We start from the raw sequence: 21557 nt of genomic DNA on the forward strand, positions 1-21557 counted from the left end.
GCGGGTCGGCGCCGGTGACCGTGCCGACCGGTGCGTCAGTGCGGGTGGCCGCGCAGCGGCACGAGCGCCGCCGGCAGCTCGTGCACCTTCGCCGACGCCTCGGCGGCGAGCGGGTTCGTCGAGACCCCGGCGGCATCCACGAGTCGACCGCCGACGTAGACAGCCTTCAAGTTCCGCGGGCTCATCGCGAGCACGTATGAGCGCACCGGATGCCACAGCGGACCGACGTCCGGCGAGCGCGGATCCACCACCACGAAGTCGGCGAACTTGCCGACCTCGAGGCTGCCGACCCGGTCGTCGACCCCCATGATCTCGGCGCCGCCGAGGGTGTGCAGCCGCAGCATCCGCTCGGGCATCATCGACAACGGGTCCTTCGTGCGGGCGCGCTGCATGTAGATGCCCATGCGCATGTTCTGCCACGGGTCGCTCACGTCGGTGCACGCCTGGTCGTCGAGGCCGACGCCCACCTTCATCCCCATCGCGAGCATCTCGGGCACGTGTGCCACGCCGGATGCGAGCCGACCATTGGATGCCGGTTGCCACGACATCGACGCGCCGCCGGCGACCGCCTGCTCGATGATCTCGGGGGTCGTCTGGATGAAATGGCCGAACATGAGGCCGAGGCCGAGCGCCCCGGCATCGCGGTACAGCGCGAACTTCGACTGCTGGTGCTCGATCGCCTCGGGCGACTCGAGGAAGTGCGCCTGGTTCGTCACGCCGTACCGGCGCATCGCCTCCACCTCGAACTCCGCGGCATCCGGGTGCGGCGACCACTGCACCTGGCCCATGATCGATGAGCCGAGTGCGAAGTCGGGGTCCATGCTCCGGGTGTGGGCCACCTCGGCGGCGAAACGCTCGAACACCTCGTCCGCCGTGCCGGCGGTGACGTCCATCCCGCTCGCGTCGACGAAGCGGATGCCGGCATCACGCGTGGCATCCGCCTGCCGGAAGTGATACTCAAGCCCTCGGATACCGGCGGTGCCGGTGCGCTTGCCGTCGACCATCGACTCCCACGCCTGCAGCGGGTCGGTGAAGTTGTACGCCGTCGTGACGCCGTTGCTCAAGAAGTCGAGGCTGCCGTGCAGGGTCGACCAGTACATCTGCTCGGGCGTCATGTGCGCGGTCGAGCCGAGCATCGAATCGCACCAGCCGTAGAGCGTGTCGGCGACGCCGAGCCCGCGCAGGCCCGAGGTGAACAGGTGGGAGTGACTCGAGACGAAGCCAGGCGCGACGAACGCACCCGCGACGTCGAGCGTCTCGTCGGCGACGACGTCGGGCGTGCCCGAGCCGATCGCGGCGATCCGGCCACCCTCGACGAGCATCCAGCCGTCGTCGATGTAGCCGGGATCGTCGGTGCCTGCCGGCACCGTGATGAGACGCGCGTGCGTGACCAGGAGGGACATGATTCGACGCTAATCGGACGATGTTTCCGGGCTGTCACGGCACGGAAACACGGGCCGTTTAGCGTCAGTGCATGGCACGCTTCACGGTCACGGTCTTCTGCGGATCCTCCCCCGGATTCGACCCGCTGTACGTCGAGGCCGCCGCTGCGCTCGGCACCGCGATTGGCCGCCTCGACATGGATCTCGTCTACGGCGGCGGACACGTCGGGCTGATGGGGACGGTGGCGGATGCCGCGCTCCGCGCCGGCGCCGGCGTGACGGGGGTCATCCCGCGGGCGCTGCAGGCGCGCGAAGCGGTGCACCACGAGCTCAGCGAGCTGATCCTCGTCGACACGATGCACGAGCGGAAGATGCTCATGGCCGACCGCGCCGACGCGTTCCTCGCGCTGCCCGGCGGACCGGGCACCCTCGAGGAGCTCACCGAGCAGTGGACGTGGGCACAGCTCGGCATCCACGAGAAGCCGGTCGGCATCCTCAACGTCGACGGCTACTTCGATCCGCTGCTCGCCTTCGTGGCGAACATGCGCGACCGCGGCTTCACCCACCCCCGCTACACCGACATGCTCGTCGTGGCCGACGAACCGGACGACGCGCTCACCCGGCTTCAGGCGTACGTGCCGCCCGCCCGTTCCGCGGCATCCCCCGGCGCGGAGATGAGCAGCGAGATCTCCGAGACCGTCCGCCCCTGACCCGTGCCGCGGGCAGCGGGGTCAGGCGCGGTGCTCGGCGGCGAGGTGCAGGACGGCCGAGGTGAGCGCGCGGATCCCGTGCGCGACGTCGCCGGCCGACACCGCCTCGTCGGGGTGATGGCTGACCCCGTCGGGGTTGCGCAGGAACAGCATCCCGACGCCGGTGATCGCACCCAACGCCATGCCGTCGTGGCCCGCGCGGCTGAAGATCACCGGGGGCTCCTCGCGCCGCGGTGACAGGGTGCCCGCGATGCCCGCGCGCACGACGTCCTGAAGGAGCGGCGCGCACGGCACCGCCGCGGCACGGTGGATCTCGCGCGAGCGCCACCGCAGCCCCCGCCGCCCCATGATCTCGTCGAGCTCTCGGGTGAGGTGGTCCCACACGCGATCACGCTCGTCGTCGAGTTCGCCGCGCAGGTCGAGGCTGAACTGCACTTCGCCGGGGATCACGTTCACCGCCCCCGGGAACGCCTCGAACCGGCCCACGGTGCCGATGATGTGGTGCTCCGCGGCACAGATGCGCTCGACGGCGAGCGCCGCCTCGCTCGCGCCGAGCAGCGCGTCGCGGCGCATGTCGTACGGAGTGCCGCCCGCGTGCCGCGCCTCGCCTTCGACCACCAGCTGGAACCGCCGCGCCGACGCGATCGACGACACGACGGCGAGCGACTGCCCCGACCGGTCGAGCTCTGGCCCTTGCTCGATATGCGCCTCGAGGTACCCGATCAGCTCGTCGGGGCGGCGAGCCGCCTCGCCCACGCGCGTCGGGTCCAACCCGAACTCCCGATACGCCTGACGCAGGGTGACGCCGTCCGCGTCGGTGACGTCCCACCACCGTTCGTCCCAGCGGCCCGCGACCGCCGACGAGCCCAGGAGCGCCGTCCCGAATCGGGTCCCCTCCTCGTCCGAGAACGCCGCCACTTCGAGTGCGAACGGCAAGCGGATGCCGCCTCCGGCAGCTCCGCCGCGCTCGGGCGAACGCAGTAGTCGCACCACCTCGAGCGCCATCAGCACCCCGACGATCCCGTCGAACCTGCCCGCGTCGAGCACGGTGTCGAGGTGCGACCCGAGCATGAGCGCCGGTCCGTCGTCGTGGGTCGCACCGGCGGGGGCGATGCGCCCGAGCTGATTGCCCGCGGCATCCTGCCTCGTCTTCATGCCGACTTCGCGCATCCACTCGGCGGCGAGCCGGTTCACCCTGGCATGCTCGGGAGACAGGTAGACCCGCTCGATGGTGCCCGGCGTCGCGGTCACGCGCGCCAGCTCGTCGCAGCGCGCCATCACGCGCCGGGCGGCCGCCGCGGTGACCTCGTGGGGCAGCTCGGCGAGGGTCGGTGCGAACGTCGTCATCGCGCCCCCGCGGCCGCCCCGGCGTACACGTCGACGGCGGCCTCGACACCGCCGCCCGCCGGCACGGGTGCACCGAACCGGCGGAGCACCTGCTCGAGGGCGGCGAGGGTCGTGAGGACGGCATCCTTGCGCGCGTTGTAGCCCATCGTGCCGATGCGCCACACCTTGCCGTGCAGCGGACCGAACGACGTGCCGATCTCGATGCCGAAGTCCTCGAGCAGCGCCCCGCGCGCGACATCACCGGGCACCCCCTCGGGAATCTCGACCGCGACGACGTTGTGCATCTTGTGCGCGACATCGCCGAACACCGTCAGTCCCAGCGCACGGACGCCCTCGAGCATCGCCCGACCGGCCAGCTCGTGGCGCGCGATGACCTCGTCGCGGCCCTCGAGCAGCAGCACCCGCGCGCACTCGCGGGCGCCGTAGAGCATCGTGGTCGCCTCGGTGTGGTGGTTGAGCCGCCGCGGACCCCAGTAGTCGAGGATCATGCCGAGGTCGAAGTAGTTCGACCGCACGAAGTCGGGCGACGACGGGTCGCCTGCCTCACGGATGCCGGCCTCCACCTTCTTGCGATTCTGGATCAGTTCGACGGCGCGAGGCGACAGGGTGATGGGCGCCGACCCCGACGGCCCGCCGAGGCACTTCTGCAGGCCCGCGGTCGCGGCATCCACTCCCCAGGCGTCGGCCTCGAACGGGTTGCCACCGAGCGAGGCGGTCGCGTCGGTGTAGAAGAGGACGCCGTGGCGCTCGCAGATCGCGCCGATCTCGTCGAGCGGCTGGTTCATCGTCGTCGAGGTGTCGCCCTGCACGAGCGCGAGCAGCGTCGGGCGCACCCGGATGATCGCCTCCTCGATCGCCGACGGGGCGAAGACCTGTCCCCACGCGGTCTCGATGGTGTGCACCTCGGCCATGGCACGCTCGGCGATCTCGGCCAGCAGGTGCCCGAACCGACCGAACACCGGCACGAGCACCCGGTCGCCCGGGCGGATGAGCGAGAGCATCGCCGCCTCGATGCCGGCGCGACTGGTGCCGTCGATGAGCAGCGTCGCGTCGCTCTGCGTCGCCCACACCGCGCGGTACAGCTCTTGGGTCTCGGTCATCGCCGCCGTCATGAACGGGTCGTACTGACCGACCAGCGGTGCCGACATCGCACGCAGCACGCTCGGATACGCCGAGATGGGACCCGGGCCCATCAGCAGACGGGCGGGCGGGTCGATCGGGCCGGGGATGGTGTGGGTCATGGGGGTCCTTCGTGTGGGTCTGCGACCGGCGGGGCCGGGATGATCAGGCTGCGACGGCGTCGGCGAGGCGACGCGCGAGGCGGACGAGCGCGATGTCGGTGCCGGGCGCCGACACCAGGCACACGCCGACCGGGGCGTCGCCGAGTGCGCCGCGCACGCGCAGCAGCGGCACGCTGATGGCGGGGAGACCCGCGACCGCGGCGGGTGCGGTCATCCGCAGCGTGGCGGTGCGAGCGGCGTCGACGGCGGCGGGGTCGGCGGTGCGAGACGGGGCGGGGCCGGGCGCGGTCGGCAACAGCAGCACCGTGTCGACCACGAGCGCCTCGAGCCGTGCGCGCAGCGGCGCGAGCGCGGCGCGCGCCGTGGTCTCCTGCGCGGGTGTCACCTCGGCGGCGGCGCGGAACCGTGCCGCGACGGCCGATCCGCACGCGCCGGGGTGCTCCCGCAGCCAGGCGCCGTTGTTGCGCCAGGCTTCGGCGGCCTGCACGGTGCGGAACGGCGTGAGGTAGTCGTCGAGGTCGCCGATCGGCGCGGTGCCGACGTGTGCCGGATCGGTGGATGCCGCGAGGCGGCCGAGCAGCTCATCGAAGGCGCGTCGGGTGTCGGCGTCCGCAGCCGCAACGATCTCGTCCGGCACGACGAACCGCCACGGCAGGTCTACCCCCGAAGCGCCGTAGACGGACTCGGTCGAGTCGGAGCCGTCGTAGCTGAGGCACCAGTCCGCGACGCGCTGCATGGTCTGCCCGTCGCGGGTCAGCCAGCCGACGGTGTCGAAGCTCTGCGCGAGCGGCAGCATGCCCTGGCGCGGCACCAAGTCGTGCGTCGTGCGCAACCCCCACAGCCCCTGGTACGACGCGGGTACCCGCACCGACCCGGCGGTGTCGGTCGCGAGTCCGATCTCGGCCTGCCCGGTGGCGACGGCGGTCGCCGGACCGCTCGAAGAGCCGCCCGGGAGGGCGCCGGCGACCGCGCCGTTCGGCGGGGTGCCGTAGTGCGGGTTGTCCCCGGCGATCGAGTAGGCGAACTCGTCGGTGCGCGCGATGCCCCGCAGCGACGCGCCGCCGCGCAGGAGATCCGCGACGGCGGGGGCCGTCGTGGTCTCCGCACGCGCGGAGTCGAGGAAGGTCGGATTCCCGGCGCCGATGCGGTAGCCCTTGATCGCGAACAGGTCCTTCACCGCGACGGTGAGCCCCTCGAGCGGGCCCTCCCACGCGCCTTGCCAGAGCGGATCGCCGATCGTGCGCCACACCGTCCGGTCGATGCCCGTCGCCCTCGGCGTGACATGGGCGGCGGTGATCCGCCACGTGCCGTCCTGGCGCTGCCACACCTGCGTCTGCAGGCCGCGTCCACCGCCGTCGAAGCGCGACACCGAGACGAGGAGGGCGACATCCTCGGCGAGCGGACGGTACTCGACGCGCTCCATGGTCCGGGCGGCCACGCCACCGCGGGTGCTGCGGAACGCGCTGATGCTGTCATGGCCGACGAGCAGGCCCGCGGCATCCCCCCGCATCGTGTCGGCGCCGGGGGCGAAGGCGGCATCGAGTGCGTCGAGATCGTTCGCGAGGATCGCGCGCTCATACGCTTCGAAGGCGCGTCGAAGGTCGTCCGGGATGCCGCTCATGCGCCGTCCCCGATGCCGCGGACTGCAGCGAAGTCGGCCTCGCGGATGCGCGCGTGCACGCCGCAGACGATGTCAACCACCTGTGAGATGTCGAAGTCGGTCGCGGCGGACAGGTAGGCGTACGCCAAATGTTCGTCCATGCCGTACCGGGCATGGAGCAGCCGCAGGGCCGCACGGACCGCCTTGCGCATGGCCTCGTTCAGGTCGGGGTCGAGGCCCGTCGGCACGAGGTACTCGTCGGTGCGGACCAGGGGGCCGTCGAGCTCGCCGAACGCCGCAATCGCCTCGTCCCGGGGGATGACGTCGAACCGCACCGTCGCCCGCAGCGAGGCTTCCAACGCGGTGAGCGCGACTTCGCCGTCGCCCTGCGCGAAGTGCGGGTCGCCGACGTAGGCCAGCGCTCCCGGCACCTGCACCGGCAGGTAGAGCACGGCGCCTTCGACCAGCAGCTTGATGTCGATGTTGCCGCCGTGCGCGCCGGGCGGGACCGAGTGCGGGCGGGCGTCACCCGCGACAGCGACCCCCATCGTCCCGAGGAACGGGGCGAGCGGGAACGTCACGGTCGCCGGTCCCCCGTCGATGAGGGGAAGGGCGCCGACCAGCCCGCCCGGTGCGTCGATGACGGGGGTGAAGACACTCACGTTCTCGGGTCGACGCGGCAACTCACCCACCAGCGCACCCTTGCCGTGCCGGTTCGAGATGACCCCGTAGGGAACGCGTGGGGTGAGCCGCTCCACGGTCAGCTTCAGCAGGTCGCCCGGCTGCGCGCCCTCGACGAACACGGGGCCGGTCACGACGTGCGGCCCGTCTGCGGCGGGGTCCCGCGAGAGCTGCGCAGCGATCGCGACGGCATCCGTCAGCACGGCGTCGGCGGCGACACCGTGCCCGGCGAAGTACGCGGCCGGGTCTTTGCCCTGGTCTTCGAGGATGCCTTCGTGGCTGACCGTGTCGAACGTGACGGTGGCACCGGATGCCACGGTGAGCACGGGTGCGTCGGCGGCGCACGGCAGCCGGCCCCACATGACGTGGTCGACGCCCGCGTCGAGATAGTGGTCGCCGGGGATCTCGCCCATGCCGGGCTGCAGGATCGGGAGCACCTGCGACCCCACCGTCGTTGTCGTCATGACGCCTCCTCGCGTGCATCTTCGGTGTGCGAACGCGACAGCAGCTGGCCCTTCGGCTTGCCGCGACGCAGCGGCGCCTCGCCGGCGCCGCCCTCGGTCACGTCGTAGACGGTGCGACCACGCAGGAGCGTGCGGCGGATCCGGCCGGTGAGCTCGCGGTGGTCGTAGGCGGTGATCGGGTTGCGGTGCAGCAGTTCGGCGGCCGCCACCCGGTACGGGTCGTCGACACCGAAGACCGCGAGGTGCCCGGGCGCGCCGATGGCGATCTCGCCGAGCCCCTCGAGGCCCGCGACCCGCGCCGGCCCGGTCGTGTAGAGCGGCACGATCTGCTCCAGCGGGATGCCGCGGCCGCGGGCCTCGGTCCACACCGCCGACAAGCCCACCTGCAGGCCGGCGATGCCGCCCCACGCGAGGCCGAAGTCGCCGCCGCCGGTGCGCTTGAGGTCGACGGTCGACGGTGAGTGGTCGCTCACGATCGCGTCGATCGTGCCGTCGACGATGCCCTGCCAGAGCAGATCGCGGTTGCCGGCGCCGCGGATCGGCGGGCAGCACTTGAACTCACTGGCGCCGTCGGGAATCTCCTCGGCTGCGATGGTCAGGTAATGCGGGCACGTCTCCACGGTGATCCGGACGCCGTCGGCTTTCGCCGCCCGGATGGCGGGGAGGGATGCCGCGTCGCTGAGGTGCAGGATGTGGGCTCGGGCACCGGTACGGCGAGCCTCGGCGATGACCGCGTCGATGGCGGATGCTTCGCTCTCGGGAGGTCGCGACGCGAGGAACGCGGTGTACTCCCGGCCGAGGGCACCATGGTCGTGGAGGAGCGCGGGGTCCTCGGCATGGACGATGAGGCGGGAGTCGATCGCCGCGATCTCCTCCATCGCGGCCGCGAGCTGTGCGCGGTCGAGGTGACCGAACTCCTCGACGCCCGACGGCGACAGGAAGCACTTGAAGCCGTACACGCCCGCGTCGTGCACGGGCCCGAGCTGCCCGAGGTTCTCGGGGACCGCACCGCCCCAGAAGCCGATGTCGACGAACGCCGACGGCGTGGCGACCGCCTTCTTCAGCGCGAGCGCGGCGACGGTCGTGGTCGGCGGGATCGAGTTCAGCGGCATGTCGACGAACGTCGTCACGCCGCCCGCTGCGGCGGCGAGCGTCGCGGAGCGGAAGCCCTCCCACTCGGTGCGCCCCGGCTCGTTGACGTGCACGTGCGAGTCGACGAGGCCGGGCAGGAGCACCGCGTCGTCGGGGACGAGCACCGCACGGGCATCGGCCACCCGCTCGCCGATGCCGGCGATGTCGACGATCGTCCCACGTTCGACGACGACGGCGACGGGCTGGAATCGTCCGTCGAGCCACGCCTGCGCGGCGCGGACGACGGTGCGGTGCGGGTGACGGCTGCTCACGGTCTAAAGCTATTGCTTAACGTCGGCGGGCGGGTTTCTCGTGTGTAACGCCCACGTGAAGGCTCAAGAGTGCTCGCCCGCACCCACGGTGAGCCAGATCGCGACAGCGACCTCGGTGGTGTCGTTGACCACGCGGTGCGGGCGGCGGGCATCGAACGAGAGCGACCCGCCGACGTCGAGCGTGACGGCGCCGTCGTCGAACTCGAACGTCAGGCGCCCGCGGGTCACGTGCCCGCTCTCGTGGCCCGCGTGTACGAGCATCGCCCCGTCGGCGCTCGACGACGACCCCGGCGGGTACACCGACTCGAACCAGTCTGCGCCGGCGAGCGCACCCGGCGTGAGGCGTCGATAGGTCACCCCCTGCCCGAGCGCTGCCGGCTCGGCCGGTCCCTGCGCGACGAGCACTCCGGGGAGCGGTTCGGTCGCGTCGGCGTGCGGGTTCACCTGGGGCGCGAAGACGTCGACGTCGTCGAAGATGGTCGACACCGGCACGCCGAGGACGCCGACGAGTTCGATGAGGCGGTTGACGGAGGGCTGCATCGCGCCCGTCTCGATCTGCGAGAGCGCGCTCGATGAGATGCCCATCTCTTGCGCGACGGACGCGAGCGAGCGTCCTTGCGCCTGGCGAACCCGGCGCAACCTCGCGCCGATCTGCGCGTCATCCGCCATCGATCCTCCGATCCTCGTCGTCGCGACCATTGCGACGGTCACATCGTAGGGCGACGCACGCACCCGCATTCTCGGCGCGCGCTGTGGACGTCACGCGTTAAGCGATCACTTAACAAGGCTGTTACACGGGATTCACGCCCCGTGCGATCGCCGGTCGTTGAATGAACCGCAGCGCCACCTTCCGCACCCGCACCGGTCCGCGACGGACCCTCCCACCAGGAGCACCCACCACATGCCTGCACGTTCCCTGCGCCTCGCCCTCGCCGCGGCGACCGCCATCACCGCGACGTTCGCCGTCACCGCTTGCTCGAGCGCTTCGACCACCGAGGGCGGCGAGGAGACGGTCACCGTCACCATCGGCACCCTCCGCGGCCAGCCGCACTTCTACCAGCCGTTCCTCTACAACGACCACGCCGTAGACGGCGTCGAGTTCGAGGTCGTCACGCTCGACACCACCCCCGCACTCTCGGACGCCCTCGTCTCGGGCTCGATCGACTTCGCCATCTCGGGCGTCACCCCGACGATCTCCTCGATCGCGCAGGACCGCGACCTGAAGATCGTCGCGAGCGCCGCCGACGGCGGATCTGGCTTCATCGGCAACGGCGAGACGTCGCTCGACGAGCTCGTCGGCTCGCAGATCGGCATCGTGCAGGGCTCGGCGCAGGAAGTCGCGCTGCGCCTGCTCATCGACGAGGCCGGCCTCACGCCCGAAGACTTCGAGCTCACCCCGATCCCGGTCCCCGAGATGGCATCGGCCTTCATCGCCGGCGACATCGACGCGTTCATGGGTGTCGAGATCGGCGTCTCGATCGCCGAGAACGCCGGTGGCACCGAGGTCATGGACCCCTACTCGACCGACATCGGTCGCGTGAACATCGGCCTGGTCACCACGGGCGAGCTCGTCGAGTCCGACCCCGAGCTCGTGCAGAAGGTCGTCGACACGCACGCCGCCACCACCGAGTACATGGCCGACAACATCGAAGAGTGGCTCCCCGGCATGGTCGAGGAGTTCGGGGGCGACGAGGCGGTGCTCACCTCGGCTCTCGAGAACTTCTGGCTCCGCTCCGACCTGTCGGACGAGTACGTCGGCCAGCTCGAGGCGCTCGCGACTGCCATGCAGTCGATCGGCCTGCTCGAGACCGCGCCCACCGCCGACGACATCGTCGACACGTCCTTCACCGACTGAGCCACCCAGCAGACGCGGAGCACGCCGTGACGAACACCACCCCGGCGCCCGGCGCGGCGGCACCGGCCGCACCCCCGCGGCGGCGTCCCCCCGCCAGGCGCCCCAACAACCGGGCGGCGATCAAGCGGTTCGCACTGGCACTGCCGGTCCCTGTGCTGTTCCTCGTCTTCTGGCAACTCGGTCAGCAGTTCGCGTGGGAGGTGCCGTTCGTCGGCATCCGGATGGGGTTCCTGCCCACCCCCGGTGACGTCGTCACCTCCCTCGTGGACTACGCCTTCGGCGGCATCCGCGACGACGCCTTCTCGTCCGACCTGTGGCTGAACCTCGGCACCTCCGCGCTCCGCGTGCTCGTCGGTTTCGCGATCGCCGCGGCGATTGCGATCCCGCTCGGCATCCTGATGGGCCGCTCGTACACGATGGACGGGCTGTTCGATCCGTTCATCAACCTGTTCCGCCCCATCCCCGCCACGGCCTGGGTGCCGCTGGTCGGTCTCCTGATCGGCTGGGGCGATCAGGCCACCATCTTCCTCATCGCACTGTCGGCCTTCTTCCCGATCGTGCTCGGTGCGATCAGCGGCTCGAAAGAGGTTCCCGTACGCCTGGTCGAGGCGGGCCAGATGCTCGGCGCGCGCCGGTGGGAGATCCTCACCCAGGTGGTCGTTCCCGCCTCGGCGCCGGCCGTCATGAACGGTCTCCGCGTCGGCCTCGGTATCGCGTGGGTCGTGCTGGTGCTCGGCGAGTCCGTCGGTGTGAACGTCGGACTCGGCTCGTCGATCATCCTCGCCCGCGATGTCGTCCGCACCGACATGGTCGTCGTCGGCATGGTCGTCATCGGCGCCGCCGGCTTCCTCTCCGATCGCCTCCTGGTCGGTGCCTTCCGCCTCTTCACCCGCGGTCGTCCGCTCATCAAGTAAGGGGACCGACATGATCAACGACTCCGCGTCCGTCGACATCGTCGCGCTCGGCAAGCGCTACGGGCCGGAATGGGCTGGCGTCCAAGCCGTCGAGGGCGTCGACCTGCGCATCGCCTCGGGCGAGTTCGTCGCCGTCGTCGGCGCATCCGGCTGCGGCAAATCCACCGTGCTCCGCATCCTCGCGGGCTTCGAAGACGCCTCGAGCGGCTCGATCTCGGTCGGCGGCACGCCCGTCACCGGCCCGGGTCCCGATCGGGGCGTGGTGTTCCAGGACTACGGGCTCTTCCCGTGGCTGACGGTGCGCGAGAACGTGTCGTACGGTCCGCGCCGGCGGCGCCTGCCGAAGAGCCGCGTCACCGAGTTGGCCGACCGCTTCATCGAGGCGGTGGGGCTCACCCGCTTCGCGGGCAAGTTCCCGGGACAGCTCTCCGGCGGCATGCAGCAGCGCGTCGCGATCGCCCGCGTGCTGGCGAACGAACCCAAGGTGCTCCTCATGGACGAGCCGTTCGGCGCGCTCGACGCGCTCACCCGCTCCGACCTGCAAGCAGAACTCAAGCGCATCCACGTCGAGACCAAGACGACCGTCGTCTTCGTCACCCACTCGATCGAAGAGGCCGTGTTCCTCGCCGACCGGGTCGTCGTGATGACCGGCGGTGCGTCGCACGGTGTCCCCGGCCACATCAGCCGCATCGTCGAGATCGACCTGCCGACAGAACGAGACGTCACCGACCACGCCTTCAACGAGTACAAGCGCGAGATCTCCGACCTCGTGCACGGTGTCGGCGACCACGTGTGACGGTAGCGTGAGCCGACCGGAAGGAGTCGCCGTGCACCTCACGGAGTTCAACGCGATGGACGCCGACACCGCCACGAGCACCGTCGCGGTGTGGGCGGCCGTGCCCGCCTGGGCGTCCGCGATCGTCGCGGCGCGCCCCTATGCATCGGTCGACGCGCTCGTCGCGCACGCCGACGGCCTCGCCAGGCAGTGGGACGCCGCCGACCTGGATGCCGCGCTCGCCCACCATCCCCGGATCGGGCAGCGCGTCGCCGGGGCGAGCGCCGAGGCGACGCACTCCCGCAGTGAACAATCGGCCATGGCCGTGGCATCCGATGGGATCGCCGCCGACATGGCCGCGGCGAATGCGGCGTACGAGGAGCGCTTCGGGCGCGTCTTCCTCATCCGGGCGGCGGGGCGATCCGCCGAGGAGATGCTTGCCGAGGCGCGTCGCCGACTCGGCAACGACGACCCGGCCGAGTCGGCCGAAGCCCTGACCCAGCTGCGGGAGATCGCGCTCCTGCGACTGCGATCGACCGTGACGGAGGACGACCGATGACCCACGTGACCACGCATGTGCTCGATGCGGGACGCGGCGCCCCCGCTCCCGGCGTCGCCGTCGTGCTGTCGGATGCCGCGGGCGAGATCGTCGCCCGCGGCACCACCGACGCCGACGGGCGTACCGGCATCGGACCCGACGTCCTCGCACCGGGCGAGTACGCGCTGCGATTCGAGACCGGCGCGTACTTCGCCGCCCTCGGGCAGGAGACGTTCTACCCGTCCGCGACGATCGCGTTCACGCTGGACGAGCGCCCGCACGTCCACGTGCCGCTGCTGCTCAGCCCCTTCGCGTACTCGACATATCGGGGAAGTTGAGCCATGCGTCCGAAACGCGACCGTGACACGGGCGTCGTAGCGTGCAGCGCATGAAGGTCATCATCGTCGGCGCGGGCATCGGCGGCACGAGTGCCGGCATCGCCCTGCAGCGCCTGGGTCACGAGGTCGTGATCTACGACCAGATGCGCGAGAACAAGCCGGTCGGCGCAGCGCTGTCGCTGTGGTCGAACGGTGTGAAGGTGCTCAATTGGCTCGGCCTCGGTGCCGAGGTCGCCGCACTCGGCGGCGACATGGCCGATATGGCATACATCGACGGACACACCGGCGAGACGCTGTGCGACTTCTCGCTCGCCCCCGTCACGGCCCAGACCGGGCAGCGCCCGTACCCGGTGGCGCGCGCCGACCTGCAGTCGCTCATGATGGAACGGTTCGGAATGAGCGGCATCCGTCTGGGGATGAAGCTCGTCGGCATCGACGACGACGGCAGTCAGGTAACCGCGACGTTCGCCGACGGCTCGACCGACACCGCCGACCTGCTCATCGGTGCCGACGGCGCCCGCTCGATCACCCGGGCGTATGTGCAACCTGACGGCACCCCGCCGATCGAGCGGGAGTACTCGGGTTACACGAACTTCAACGGCCTCATCGCACTCGACGAACGCATCGGCCGCAGCACCGCGTGGACGACATATGTCGCCGACGGCAAGCGCGCTGCGGTCATGCCCGTGGCTGGTGACCGGTTCTACTTCTGGTTCGACGTGCCGCAGCCGTCGGGCGTGCCGTTCGACCGCGCTGACGGCGTCGCGCCGCTGCGCGAGGCGTTCGCCGGCTGGGCGCCGGGCGTGCAGGCGCTCATCGACGGCATCGACCCCGCCGTATCGCTGAACCGGGTCGAGATCTGGGACATCACCCCGTTCCCGACATGGGCGAAAGGCCGGGTCGCGATCCTCGGTGACGCTGCGCACAACACCGCGCCCGACATCGGTCAGGGCGCGTGCCTCGCGCTCGAGGACGCGTTCGCCCTCGGCATCGCGTTCGCGACGAACACGGTGAGCGTCGAAGACACGCTGCTGCGGTACCAGGACGTCCGCGCCGCCCGCGCCGGCGACCTCGTGCTGCGGGCCCGCAAGCGCGGCCACGAGACGCACGCGTTCGACCCGGTGGCGACGCAGGCGTGGTACGACAGTCTGCGCGGCACCGACGGTGCCGGAATCATCCGCGGCATCGTCGGCAACATCGACGGAACCCCGGTACATCTCGGCGGCGGCCTGCGGCACACGTGAGCGCACGCCGAGCCCCCCGCCGCCCCGCGACCGGTTCGGAACCGTGGGCGGCACTCGACGCGATGATGCGCTCGGCGCTGGGGGCGCACCTCGCGGGTCTGCTCGCGGCCGCCGCGATACCGCTCACCCTGATCGACCTGGAGCGCCTGGCGGGTCGGCCCCGGGTGGCGCGCACGCTGCCTGCGGCAACGATCCACGGCATCCGGGTCGATGCTGCGGGGTTCGCCCTCGACGGCGCCGACGCGCTGGGACGGGTGGTGCGAAATCTGCACGTCGGGCCGCTCGCCCCGGGGAAGGAGCTGTCTGCGCGCACACAGGAGCGGGCGCTCGCCCCCTTCCGCGCGGCGCTGCTCTCGGCCGCCGCGGCCGCGCATGCATCCGGCGAGTGGGACCGTGCCGCGCCGGTGCTCTCCTCAGCAGCGTTCGCCCGCTCGATGCACCACCGAAACGGCGAACGCGACGCACTCGTGACGCTGCTGACCGACCCGGGTCGAGCGCGTCTGCTCGCGGTGCACGACCCCGCCGAACCCGGTCGTCAGCGACACGACGCTGCCGCACATCTCGCCCGGGCGGCCCGCACCCCCGAAGATCTCGTGCCGCTCGCCGCGCTACTCGTCGCCGACGACAGCCTCGAGGAGTCTCCGGGTGCCGTCCCGCGGCGCCTCCCCCCGGTGTACGCGCTCCTCGGCGACGGGGAACGCGCCGTGCTCCTCGCCGAGCGGGTGCGCACCGAGCCCGAGATCGAGCTCGCGTACGTCGCGCAGGCGCTCGCGCAGGCGGGTGACCCGGGCGCCATGGACATCGCCCTCCGCGCTGTGGCTGCCCATGAACGGGCCGCCACCGGGGCGCTGCTGCGCACGGCGCACGCGGTCGCGGGGTGCGCACTGCACACCGCGGACCCATCCGACGCTCACCGACTCGCGCAGCTTGCACGCGTGCTGGTGCGGAGAGCTGCCGTATCCCCGCAGGTGCATGCCGTCGTGGCCGGGCTCCGGCAGCAACTGTTTCGCGCGGCTCGAGACCACGAGCGCGGCATCGGGGCCACCGCCGCTGCGACGGCCGCGGCCGCGCTCGGTCGCATCGGTGACGCGGATGCCGCCGTGCAGGCGGCGAACGATGCGCAGTCGCTCTGCGACTCGATCGAGGGTGCCGCGCAACGGGCTGTCGCGGCTGCTGCGGTCGCGGCGCGGCTGCGGGTCGTGGCATCCGATGTCCTCGAACCGATCGCGGACGCGGTCGCCGAGCTGGCACTCGCGTCCGCTGCGGCGCCGGCACAGCTGGCCGAGGTTGCCCGCCTGCTCTCAGGGGAGACCGTCCTCGACGGCGACTGGACCGACCCTCCGGCGGTGCCGGACCGTGCCCGCGTGGCTGCAGCGGCCGAGCGGATCCTCGTCGCCGCCCACGCGACACCAGTCGACCGTCATCCACAGACAGCCCTCACCCGCGGCGCGCTCACAGTGGCCGTGAACGCGCTGCCTGCCGGCGATCCGAGGACCGTCGCGGCCGTGCACGCGGTCGTCGACGGGATCCGTGAGATGCGATATCCCTCATCATTGGAGCGCCGCGCTCGCGCGCGCACCGACGCAGTTGTCCTCGCGGAAGCCGCGGTTGCCTTCGCGGGATTCGGCGACCTCGAGGCGAGCACGACGACGGCGGCGTTGGCGGTCGACGTGTGCGGTCGTGTTCCGGTCGCCGCGAGAGCCCGACCACTGGCTGATGTGGTCGCGACACTGCTTCCCGCGCGAGATCCGGCGACGTTCGATGTCGCGACGCGCGCCTGGGCGGCAGTGACGGCACCGCTGTGCCCATGGGATGCCGATGCGGCGTTGGCGGTCGCGAGCGCCGCGGCGGCCACCGCTCGTACCGCCGAGCATCTCCGTGCCGATGCGCTGCGTGCGATGCGCGACCATGCCGAACTGCTGCTTCGACGGCACGGCGATGCTGCGTCGCTGACACTGCTCGCAGATCGCGCGGCTCGCGCAGGTGAGGATGTGCACGCTCGCACGCTGGCCGAGGCGGCCCTGCGGGCGGCGGGCGTCGCCGACCCGCTGCGTCGTCGGCTCGCGGCCGTGGCGCTGGCCGCTGGGGCGGACGCGACGGCCGAGCCGCCGGTGGTATCGGCCGTTGCCCGGCAGTGGCTCACCGACGGCGTGCCCGCCGCCGGACTGCCCGCACTGGCCGCGCATGAGCCGAAGACCGCTGCGCGCGTCGCGGCGCTGCTCCGCACGCTCGTGGACTGACCCGCGTGGGCGCGTCGGGGCGGCATCCGCTCGCCTGGTGTGAAATTCCGTAGCCGATGAGCGGATGCCGCCCGCAGGAGCGACCATCCGCGACGGGTGCTCGGCCTGCCGTCAGTCCCCGCGGAGCAGCACCAGCGGGTTGTGGAGCCGCCACTCGTCGGTCGGCGGCTCGATCGTGCCGCTGACGACGAGCTCCGCGGTGGCCGTCGCGGGGCCGGCGGTCCAGGTGATCGTGCCGACCTGCTCCCCGTCGACGAAGTCGACCGGGCGGCGCAGATCGAGGTCCGCCGTGATCGGGGTGTCACCCCAGACCGTCAACGCCTCGCCTCCGCCGACGACGACATCGACCTCGCCGCCCCAACTTGTCGTATAGCCGGTGATGACGTCGCCGCGCGCGACGGGCGTGACCCGCTGGAAGCCGTCCTGGAGCGACGCAACGGTGCGCTGCGCGCTGCTCGCGACCGCGCCGCCGGTGCTCCCGCCCAGCACGACGCCGACGATGTCGACGGGCGCGCCGATGCCGACCGACACCGTCGCCGAGTAGAGCAGATTCGAGCCGCTCCCGGTGAGCGTGCCGGTCTTCAGACCGGTGAACCCCTCGGCGCCCAGCAACGTGTTCGTGTTGACGAGTCGACCGGGCACGTCGAGGGTCAGCTGAGGCGTCGCGACGATCTCGGCGACGACGGGATGCGCGAGCGCGATCTTGCCCAACGCGAGCAGATCAGACGGCGTGCTGGTGTTCCGCGGATCGAGTCCGGTTGCATCGACGATGCGGGTATCGGTGAGCCCGTGCTCGTCGAGCCACGCGGCGGCGGCCCTCGCGTACGCGGCATCCGACCCGAAGGCCCACCGGGCGACGCTCGTCGCGTAGTTGCTCGCCGACGGGATGAGCACCGTCGCCAGCACGTCGCGCAGCGGGATCTCCGCGCCGCGCTGCACCGGCCGGAGCGCCGCGCCGCGCACGTAGTAGTCCTCGTAGATCGCGACGTCGGCGTTCCCGAAGCCGACGGACGGCCCGGGCTCACCCGGTTCGAGCGGGTATGCGTCGAGCACCACGAGGGCGGTCACGAGCTTCGTGATGCTCGCGATCGGGCGCGCTTCGTCACCGCCGGTCGCCTGCCAGATCTCGTCGCCGTCGGTGCCCAGATACTCCTCGGCGCCCGACACCGACACGGCGGCGGCACCCGACGTCGGCAGCGATACGTCCGCCGGTCGGGTCGTCGGAACCGGAGGCGTCACGACCGCGCGCGCCTCGGGCTCGGGCAGCGGCGCGTGCAGCGCCCAGCCGACGTAGCCACCGGCCGTCGCCGCGACCAGCGCGATCGGGATCCCGAGTCCGAGGATCACCCGACGGATACGGCGGCGTCGCGCCACGGGATCGCGGTGCACCTCCGGCGCCACGACCGGCGCGGTCTCGTTCAGCAGCGCCTCGAATCGATCGAGCTCGTCGACGTCGGTCGTCGAGCCCTCCCCCTGCTCCCCCATCGTGCCCCCCGGCTTCGATCAGTCGTTCAAACGGTGAACACGCTGTGCACCGGCCCGCAGACGTCGCGGCCGCCGAGCTCTGCCAGCTCCATGAGTACCGCGGTGCCCGCGAGCGCGTAGCCGAGCTGCTCGAGCAGCTGCTGACCGGCGCGCAGCGTGCCGCCGGTCGCGAGCACATCGTCGACGAGCAGCACTCGGGTGCCCGGTGCGAGGTCGTCGGACATCTCGATCGTCGCGGTGCCGTACTCGAGCGCGTAGTCGACCGAGCCGGCGGGCCGCGGCAGTTTGCCGGCCTTTCGGATCGGTGCGAGGCCGGTGCCGGATGCCACGGCGAGGGCGCCCGCGAGCAGGAAGCCGCGCGCCTCGACACCGGCGACCACGTCGAAGGTGCCGGCGAACGGCGCGACCATCGCCTCGGCGACGGTGCGGAGCCCTGCGGCGTCGGCAAGCAGCGGCGAGATGTCGCGGAAGAGGATGCCGGGCTCGGGGAAGTCCGGGATCGTTGCGATGAGCGATTCGGCGCGGGCGAGGTCGGCGGCGGACGGGGCTGCGGTCACCGCTCCAGGCTACGCGTCCGCGCCGAGAAGTCCGCCTGCGCTGCGCAAGCGCTTGCGCTAGGCTGACGCGCATGACCTCGACCTCGATCTCGACCCCGCTCAGCGAGACCCGCCCCGGCGCCGAGTGGTGGCGCACCGCCGTCATCTACCAGATCTACCCCCGCTCGTTCTCGGACGCGTCGGGCGACGGCATCGGCGACCTGCCGGGCATCACCTCGCGCCTCGACCACCTCGCGTCCCTCGGCGTCGACGCCGTGTGGCTCAGCCCGTTCTTCACCTCCCCGCAGAAGGATGCGGGGTACGACGTCGCCGACTACCGCGACGTCGACCCGCTGTTCGGCACGCTCGCCGACTTCGACGACATGCTCGAGGCGGCGCACGCTCGCGGCATCCGGGTCATCGTCGACCTCGTCCCTAACCACTCCTCGGACCAGCACGTCTGGTTCCAGGCGGCACTGGCCGCAGCGCCCGGCAGCCCGGAGCGCGCGCGCTACATGTTCCGCGACGGCAAGGGCGAGCACGGCGAGCTGCCCCCGAACAACTGGGAGTCGGTCTTCGGCGGTCCCGCATGGACTCGGGTTGAGGACGGCCAGTGGTACCTCCACATCTTCGACGCGTCGCAGCCCGACTTCGACTGGTCGAATGACGAGGTCAAGGAGGAGTTCCGCGGCGTGCTGCGGTTCTGGCTCGACCGAGGTGTCGACGGCTTCCGCGTCGACGTCGCGCACGGGCTCGTCAAAGCCGAGGGTCTGCCCGACTACACGCCGCCGGTCGACGGCGACTCCATGGGCGGCGAAGAGCCGGTGCCGTACTGGGGCCAGGAGGGCGTCCACGACATCTGGCGCGACTGGCACCGCGTGCTCGCCGAGTACGACGGCGACCGCGCGCTCTGCGCCGAGGCGTGGCTGCCGACCGTCGACGAGACGGCGCTCTGGGTGCGCTCCGACGAGATGCACCAGGCGTTCAACTTCCCGTACGCGATGAGCGAGTGGGATGCCGCCGAGCTCAGCGAGGTCATCCGCGAGTCGCTGCGGGCCTTCCCCGCGGTCGGCGCTCCGGCGACCTGGGTGCTCTCGAACCACGACGTGGTGCGTCACGCCACCCGCCTCGCGATGACCGGACACCCGCAGGGGCACGGCGTCGGCCCCAAGACCCCCGGCAAGCCCGACCCTGTCGCAGGCGTCCGACGCGCCCGCGCGGCGACGGCGCTCATGCTCGCCCTCCCCGGCTCGGCATACATCTACCAGGGCGAAGAGCTCGGCCTGCCCGAGGCGATGGACCTGCCCGACGACGTCCGCGAGGACCCGACCTGGTTCCGCACCAACGGCGAGCGCTACGGCCGCGACGGGTGCCGCGTGCCGCTGCCCTGGACGGCAGCGGATGCCGCGTTCGGGTTCAGCCCGACCGGCGAGAGCTGGCTGCCGCAGCCCGCGGACTGGACCGCCTACGCCGCCGACACCCTCGAGGGCGACCCGGAGTCGACCCTGTGGCTGTACCGGAGCCTGCTCGCGACGCGTCGCAGCCACGACCTCGGCACCGGCACGCTCGAGTGGCTCGAGGGCTACGGCGACGACGTGATCGCCGTCCGCAACGGCGATGTCACCGTCATCACGAACCTCGGCACCGCGCCCGTCGCGCTGCCGAAGGCGACGCTCCTCGTCGCGAGCACCGCGTTCGAGGGCACCGAGCTGCCCGCCGACACGACGGTCTGGCTCGCCACCGACTGACGTGGCGGGCATCGACGACGTCGCCGCCGCCGCCGGTGTCTCGGCGGCGACGGTGTCGCGCGCGCTCAGCGGGCGCGGACGCATCTCGGATGCGACCCGCGCCCGCGTGCGCGCCGCGGCAGCCGACCTCGGCTACGTCGTCTCGTCGGCGGCATCGACCCTCGCGACGGGACGGACGTCGAACATCGGCGTCGTCGTGCCACTGCTCGACCGGTGGTTCTACGCGAACGTCATCGACGGCATCGCCGAGACGCTCGCCGCACGCGGCTACGACGTGACGCTCTACAGCATGAGTGACGACCCCGCGCAGCGAGCGAACGTGCTCGACGTCTCGCTCCGCCGCGGCCGCGTCGACGGGCTCATCGTCCTCTCGCTGCAGCTCGCCGAAGACGAGCTCGACCGACTGCTGGCGCTCGAGCTTCCCGTGGTCGGGCTCGGCGCGACGAGTGGGCGACTGCCGGTGCTGCGCATCGACGACACGGCCATCGCACGACTGGCGACCGAGCATCTGCTCGCGCTCGGGCACCGGCGCATTGCGCACATCGGCTACAGCCGTGACGGCGACCCGGGCTTCGACACCCCGTCGCTGCGGCGCCGCGGGTTCGAGGCGGCGATGGCCGATGTCGGTGACGCGACGGCGCTGTTCCGTCCGGCCGATCTCACCCTCGAGGACGGCCACCGCGCCGCGGGCGAGGTGCTCGACCTCGATGAACCGCCGACGGCGATCTTCGCGGCATCCGACGAGATGGCGTTCGGCGCGATCTTCGCCGCTCGCGAGCGAGGACTCGACATCCCCCACGACCTCTCGGTCGTCGGCGTCGACGGCCACGAGATGGGCGACTTCTTCGGGCTGACGACGGTCGCGCAGTTCCCGCACGCACAGGGCGAGCGCGCCGCCGCGACGATCCTCGGGGTGGTCGAAGACGGTGCGGATGCCGCCGACGCGGCGCTCCCCTTCGAGCTCGTCGTCCGCGCCTCCACCGCCGCACCCGCACACTGAACCGGCCGCGCGAGGAGTGGCTCGCGGGCGGAGTTCAGGGCGCTCCCCGTAGGCTC

The 21557-nt window shown here is 71.7% G+C and carries 19 protein-coding genes; 10 read left to right on the forward strand and 9 right to left on the reverse strand.

Annotated features, from left to right (window positions below):
- Positions 1-35 precede the first annotated feature (35 nt).
- Positions 36-1403, reverse strand: a complete 1368-nt coding sequence (locus tag QNI14_RS05830) for an amidohydrolase family protein (RefSeq protein ID WP_283715491.1) — start codon at positions 1401-1403, stop codon at positions 36-38.
- A gap of 71 nt (positions 1404-1474) precedes the next feature.
- On the opposite strand from QNI14_RS05830, the gene QNI14_RS05835 reads away from it, so the two are divergent.
- Entirely contained in the window at positions 1475-2092 is a 618-nt protein-coding gene (locus QNI14_RS05835; RefSeq protein WP_283715493.1) for an LOG family protein, read from the forward strand.
- Between the two features lie 21 nt (positions 2093-2113).
- On the opposite strand, the gene QNI14_RS05840 is transcribed toward QNI14_RS05835, so the two are convergent.
- The 6 genes from QNI14_RS05840 to QNI14_RS05865 all read right to left on the reverse strand — a co-directional run bounded on the left by QNI14_RS05840 (position 2114) and on the right by QNI14_RS05865 (position 9497).
- On the reverse strand, positions 2114-3439 hold the full coding sequence (locus QNI14_RS05840) for an allantoate amidohydrolase (protein WP_283715494.1): 1326 nt from the start codon (positions 3437-3439) through the stop codon (positions 2114-2116).
- Complete coding sequence (locus QNI14_RS05845) at positions 3436-4680, reverse strand: pyridoxal-phosphate-dependent aminotransferase family protein (RefSeq protein ID WP_283715496.1); 1245 nt, start codon at positions 4678-4680, stop codon at positions 3436-3438. Before QNI14_RS05845 ends, QNI14_RS05840 begins: the two co-directional genes overlap by 4 nt.
- Positions 4681-4723: 43 nt before the next feature.
- Complete coding sequence (locus tag QNI14_RS05850) at positions 4724-6301, reverse strand: AtzH-like domain-containing protein (protein WP_283715498.1); 1578 nt, start codon at positions 6299-6301, stop codon at positions 4724-4726.
- A complete protein-coding gene (locus QNI14_RS05855) occupies positions 6298-7425 on the reverse strand; it encodes an acetamidase/formamidase family protein (protein ID WP_283715500.1) in 1128 nt (375 codons plus the stop codon). The genes QNI14_RS05850 and QNI14_RS05855 overlap by 4 nt, the downstream gene beginning before the upstream one ends.
- Positions 7422-8828: an allantoinase AllB gene (allB, locus tag QNI14_RS05860; RefSeq protein WP_283715502.1), complete on the reverse strand. Its 1407-nt coding sequence runs from the start codon at positions 8826-8828 to the stop codon at positions 7422-7424. The genes QNI14_RS05855 and allB overlap by 4 nt, the downstream gene beginning before the upstream one ends.
- A 63-nt stretch (positions 8829-8891) precedes the next feature.
- Positions 8892-9497, reverse strand: a complete 606-nt coding sequence (locus tag QNI14_RS05865; RefSeq protein ID WP_283715503.1) for a helix-turn-helix domain-containing protein — start codon at positions 9495-9497, stop codon at positions 8892-8894.
- Positions 9498-9729: 232 nt separating this feature from the next.
- On the opposite strand from QNI14_RS05865, the gene QNI14_RS05870 reads away from it, so the two are divergent.
- From QNI14_RS05870 to QNI14_RS05900, 7 genes are read left to right on the forward strand one after another with little or no spacing between them, the layout of a single operon-like run.
- Positions 9730-10683: an ABC transporter substrate-binding protein gene (locus QNI14_RS05870; protein WP_283715505.1), complete on the forward strand. Its 954-nt coding sequence runs from the start codon at positions 9730-9732 to the stop codon at positions 10681-10683.
- Positions 10684-10709: 26 nt separating this feature from the next.
- A complete protein-coding gene (locus QNI14_RS05875) occupies positions 10710-11597 on the forward strand; it encodes an ABC transporter permease (protein ID WP_283715507.1) in 888 nt (295 codons plus the stop codon).
- Positions 11598-11607: 10 nt separating this feature from the next.
- Positions 11608-12393 carry an ABC transporter ATP-binding protein gene (locus QNI14_RS05880; protein ID WP_283715508.1) on the forward strand — a complete coding sequence of 262 codons (786 nt, stop codon included), beginning with the start codon at positions 11608-11610 and terminating at the stop codon, positions 12391-12393.
- Between the two features lie 31 nt (positions 12394-12424).
- Positions 12425-12931: a 2-oxo-4-hydroxy-4-carboxy-5-ureidoimidazoline decarboxylase gene (gene uraD, locus QNI14_RS05885; protein WP_283715509.1), complete on the forward strand. Its 507-nt coding sequence runs from the start codon at positions 12425-12427 to the stop codon at positions 12929-12931.
- On the forward strand, positions 12928-13248 hold the full coding sequence (gene uraH, locus QNI14_RS05890) for a hydroxyisourate hydrolase (protein WP_283715511.1): 321 nt from the start codon (positions 12928-12930) through the stop codon (positions 13246-13248). Before uraD ends, uraH begins: the two co-directional genes overlap by 4 nt.
- Positions 13249-13298: 50 nt before the next feature.
- Entirely contained in the window at positions 13299-14492 is a 1194-nt protein-coding gene (gene hpxO / locus QNI14_RS05895; RefSeq protein WP_283715512.1) for an FAD-dependent urate hydroxylase HpxO, read from the forward strand.
- Positions 14489-16732, forward strand: a complete 2244-nt coding sequence (locus QNI14_RS05900) for a hypothetical protein (protein WP_283715514.1) — start codon at positions 14489-14491, stop codon at positions 16730-16732. The genes hpxO and QNI14_RS05900 overlap by 4 nt, the downstream gene beginning before the upstream one ends.
- 111 nt (positions 16733-16843) lie before the next feature.
- Here QNI14_RS05900 and QNI14_RS05905 read toward each other — a convergent pair whose 3' ends face one another.
- Together QNI14_RS05905 and QNI14_RS05910 are read right to left on the reverse strand one after the other, a co-directional pair.
- Positions 16844-18217 carry a D-alanyl-D-alanine carboxypeptidase family protein gene (locus QNI14_RS05905; RefSeq protein WP_283715516.1) on the reverse strand — a complete coding sequence of 458 codons (1374 nt, stop codon included), beginning with the start codon at positions 18215-18217 and terminating at the stop codon, positions 16844-16846.
- A 26-nt stretch (positions 18218-18243) separates the two neighbouring features.
- A complete protein-coding gene (locus QNI14_RS05910) occupies positions 18244-18774 on the reverse strand; it encodes an adenine phosphoribosyltransferase (protein ID WP_283715517.1) in 531 nt (176 codons plus the stop codon).
- A 71-nt stretch (positions 18775-18845) separates the two neighbouring features.
- On the opposite strand from QNI14_RS05910, the gene QNI14_RS05915 reads away from it, so the two are divergent.
- Both QNI14_RS05915 and QNI14_RS05920 read left to right on the forward strand, forming a co-directional pair.
- Entirely contained in the window at positions 18846-20501 is a 1656-nt protein-coding gene (locus QNI14_RS05915; protein ID WP_283715519.1) for a glycoside hydrolase family 13 protein, read from the forward strand.
- A gap of 1 nt (position 20502) precedes the next feature.
- Positions 20503-21501, forward strand: a complete 999-nt coding sequence (locus QNI14_RS05920) for a LacI family DNA-binding transcriptional regulator (protein WP_283715520.1) — start codon at positions 20503-20505, stop codon at positions 21499-21501.
- Positions 21502-21557: the final 56 nt, after the last annotated feature.

This window comes from Microbacterium dauci (assembly GCF_030065535.1).
GTDB lineage: Bacteria > Actinomycetota > Actinomycetes > Actinomycetales > Microbacteriaceae > Microbacterium > Microbacterium dauci.

What these genes read in the sequence shown, in the direction of transcription:
- QNI14_RS05830 (WP_283715491.1), bottom strand. Translation starts at nt 1,403, where the DNA reads ATGTCCCTCCTGGTCACGCACGCGCGTCTCATCACGGTGCCGGCAGGC.
- QNI14_RS05835 (WP_283715493.1), top strand. Translation starts at nt 1,475, where the DNA reads ATGGCACGCTTCACGGTCACGGTCTTCTGCGGATCCTCCCCCGGATTC.
- QNI14_RS05840 (WP_283715494.1), bottom strand. Translation starts at nt 3,439, where the DNA reads ATGACGACGTTCGCACCGACCCTCGCCGAGCTGCCCCACGAGGTCACC.
- QNI14_RS05845 (WP_283715496.1), bottom strand. Translation starts at nt 4,680, where the DNA reads ATGACCCACACCATCCCCGGCCCGATCGACCCGCCCGCCCGTCTGCTG.
- QNI14_RS05850 (WP_283715498.1), bottom strand. Translation starts at nt 6,301, where the DNA reads ATGAGCGGCATCCCGGACGACCTTCGACGCGCCTTCGAAGCGTATGAG.
- QNI14_RS05855 (WP_283715500.1), bottom strand. Translation starts at nt 7,425, where the DNA reads ATGACGACAACGACGGTGGGGTCGCAGGTGCTCCCGATCCTGCAGCCC.
- QNI14_RS05865 (WP_283715503.1), bottom strand. Translation starts at nt 9,497, where the DNA reads ATGGCGGATGACGCGCAGATCGGCGCGAGGTTGCGCCGGGTTCGCCAG.
- QNI14_RS05870 (WP_283715505.1), top strand. Translation starts at nt 9,730, where the DNA reads ATGCCTGCACGTTCCCTGCGCCTCGCCCTCGCCGCGGCGACCGCCATC.
- QNI14_RS05880 (WP_283715508.1), top strand. Translation starts at nt 11,608, where the DNA reads ATGATCAACGACTCCGCGTCCGTCGACATCGTCGCGCTCGGCAAGCGC.
- uraH (WP_283715511.1), top strand. Translation starts at nt 12,928, where the DNA reads ATGACCCACGTGACCACGCATGTGCTCGATGCGGGACGCGGCGCCCCC.
- hpxO (WP_283715512.1), top strand. Translation starts at nt 13,299, where the DNA reads ATGAAGGTCATCATCGTCGGCGCGGGCATCGGCGGCACGAGTGCCGGC.
- QNI14_RS05905 (WP_283715516.1), bottom strand. Translation starts at nt 18,217, where the DNA reads ATGGGGGAGCAGGGGGAGGGCTCGACGACCGACGTCGACGAGCTCGAT.
- QNI14_RS05915 (WP_283715519.1), top strand. Translation starts at nt 18,846, where the DNA reads ATGACCTCGACCTCGATCTCGACCCCGCTCAGCGAGACCCGCCCCGGC.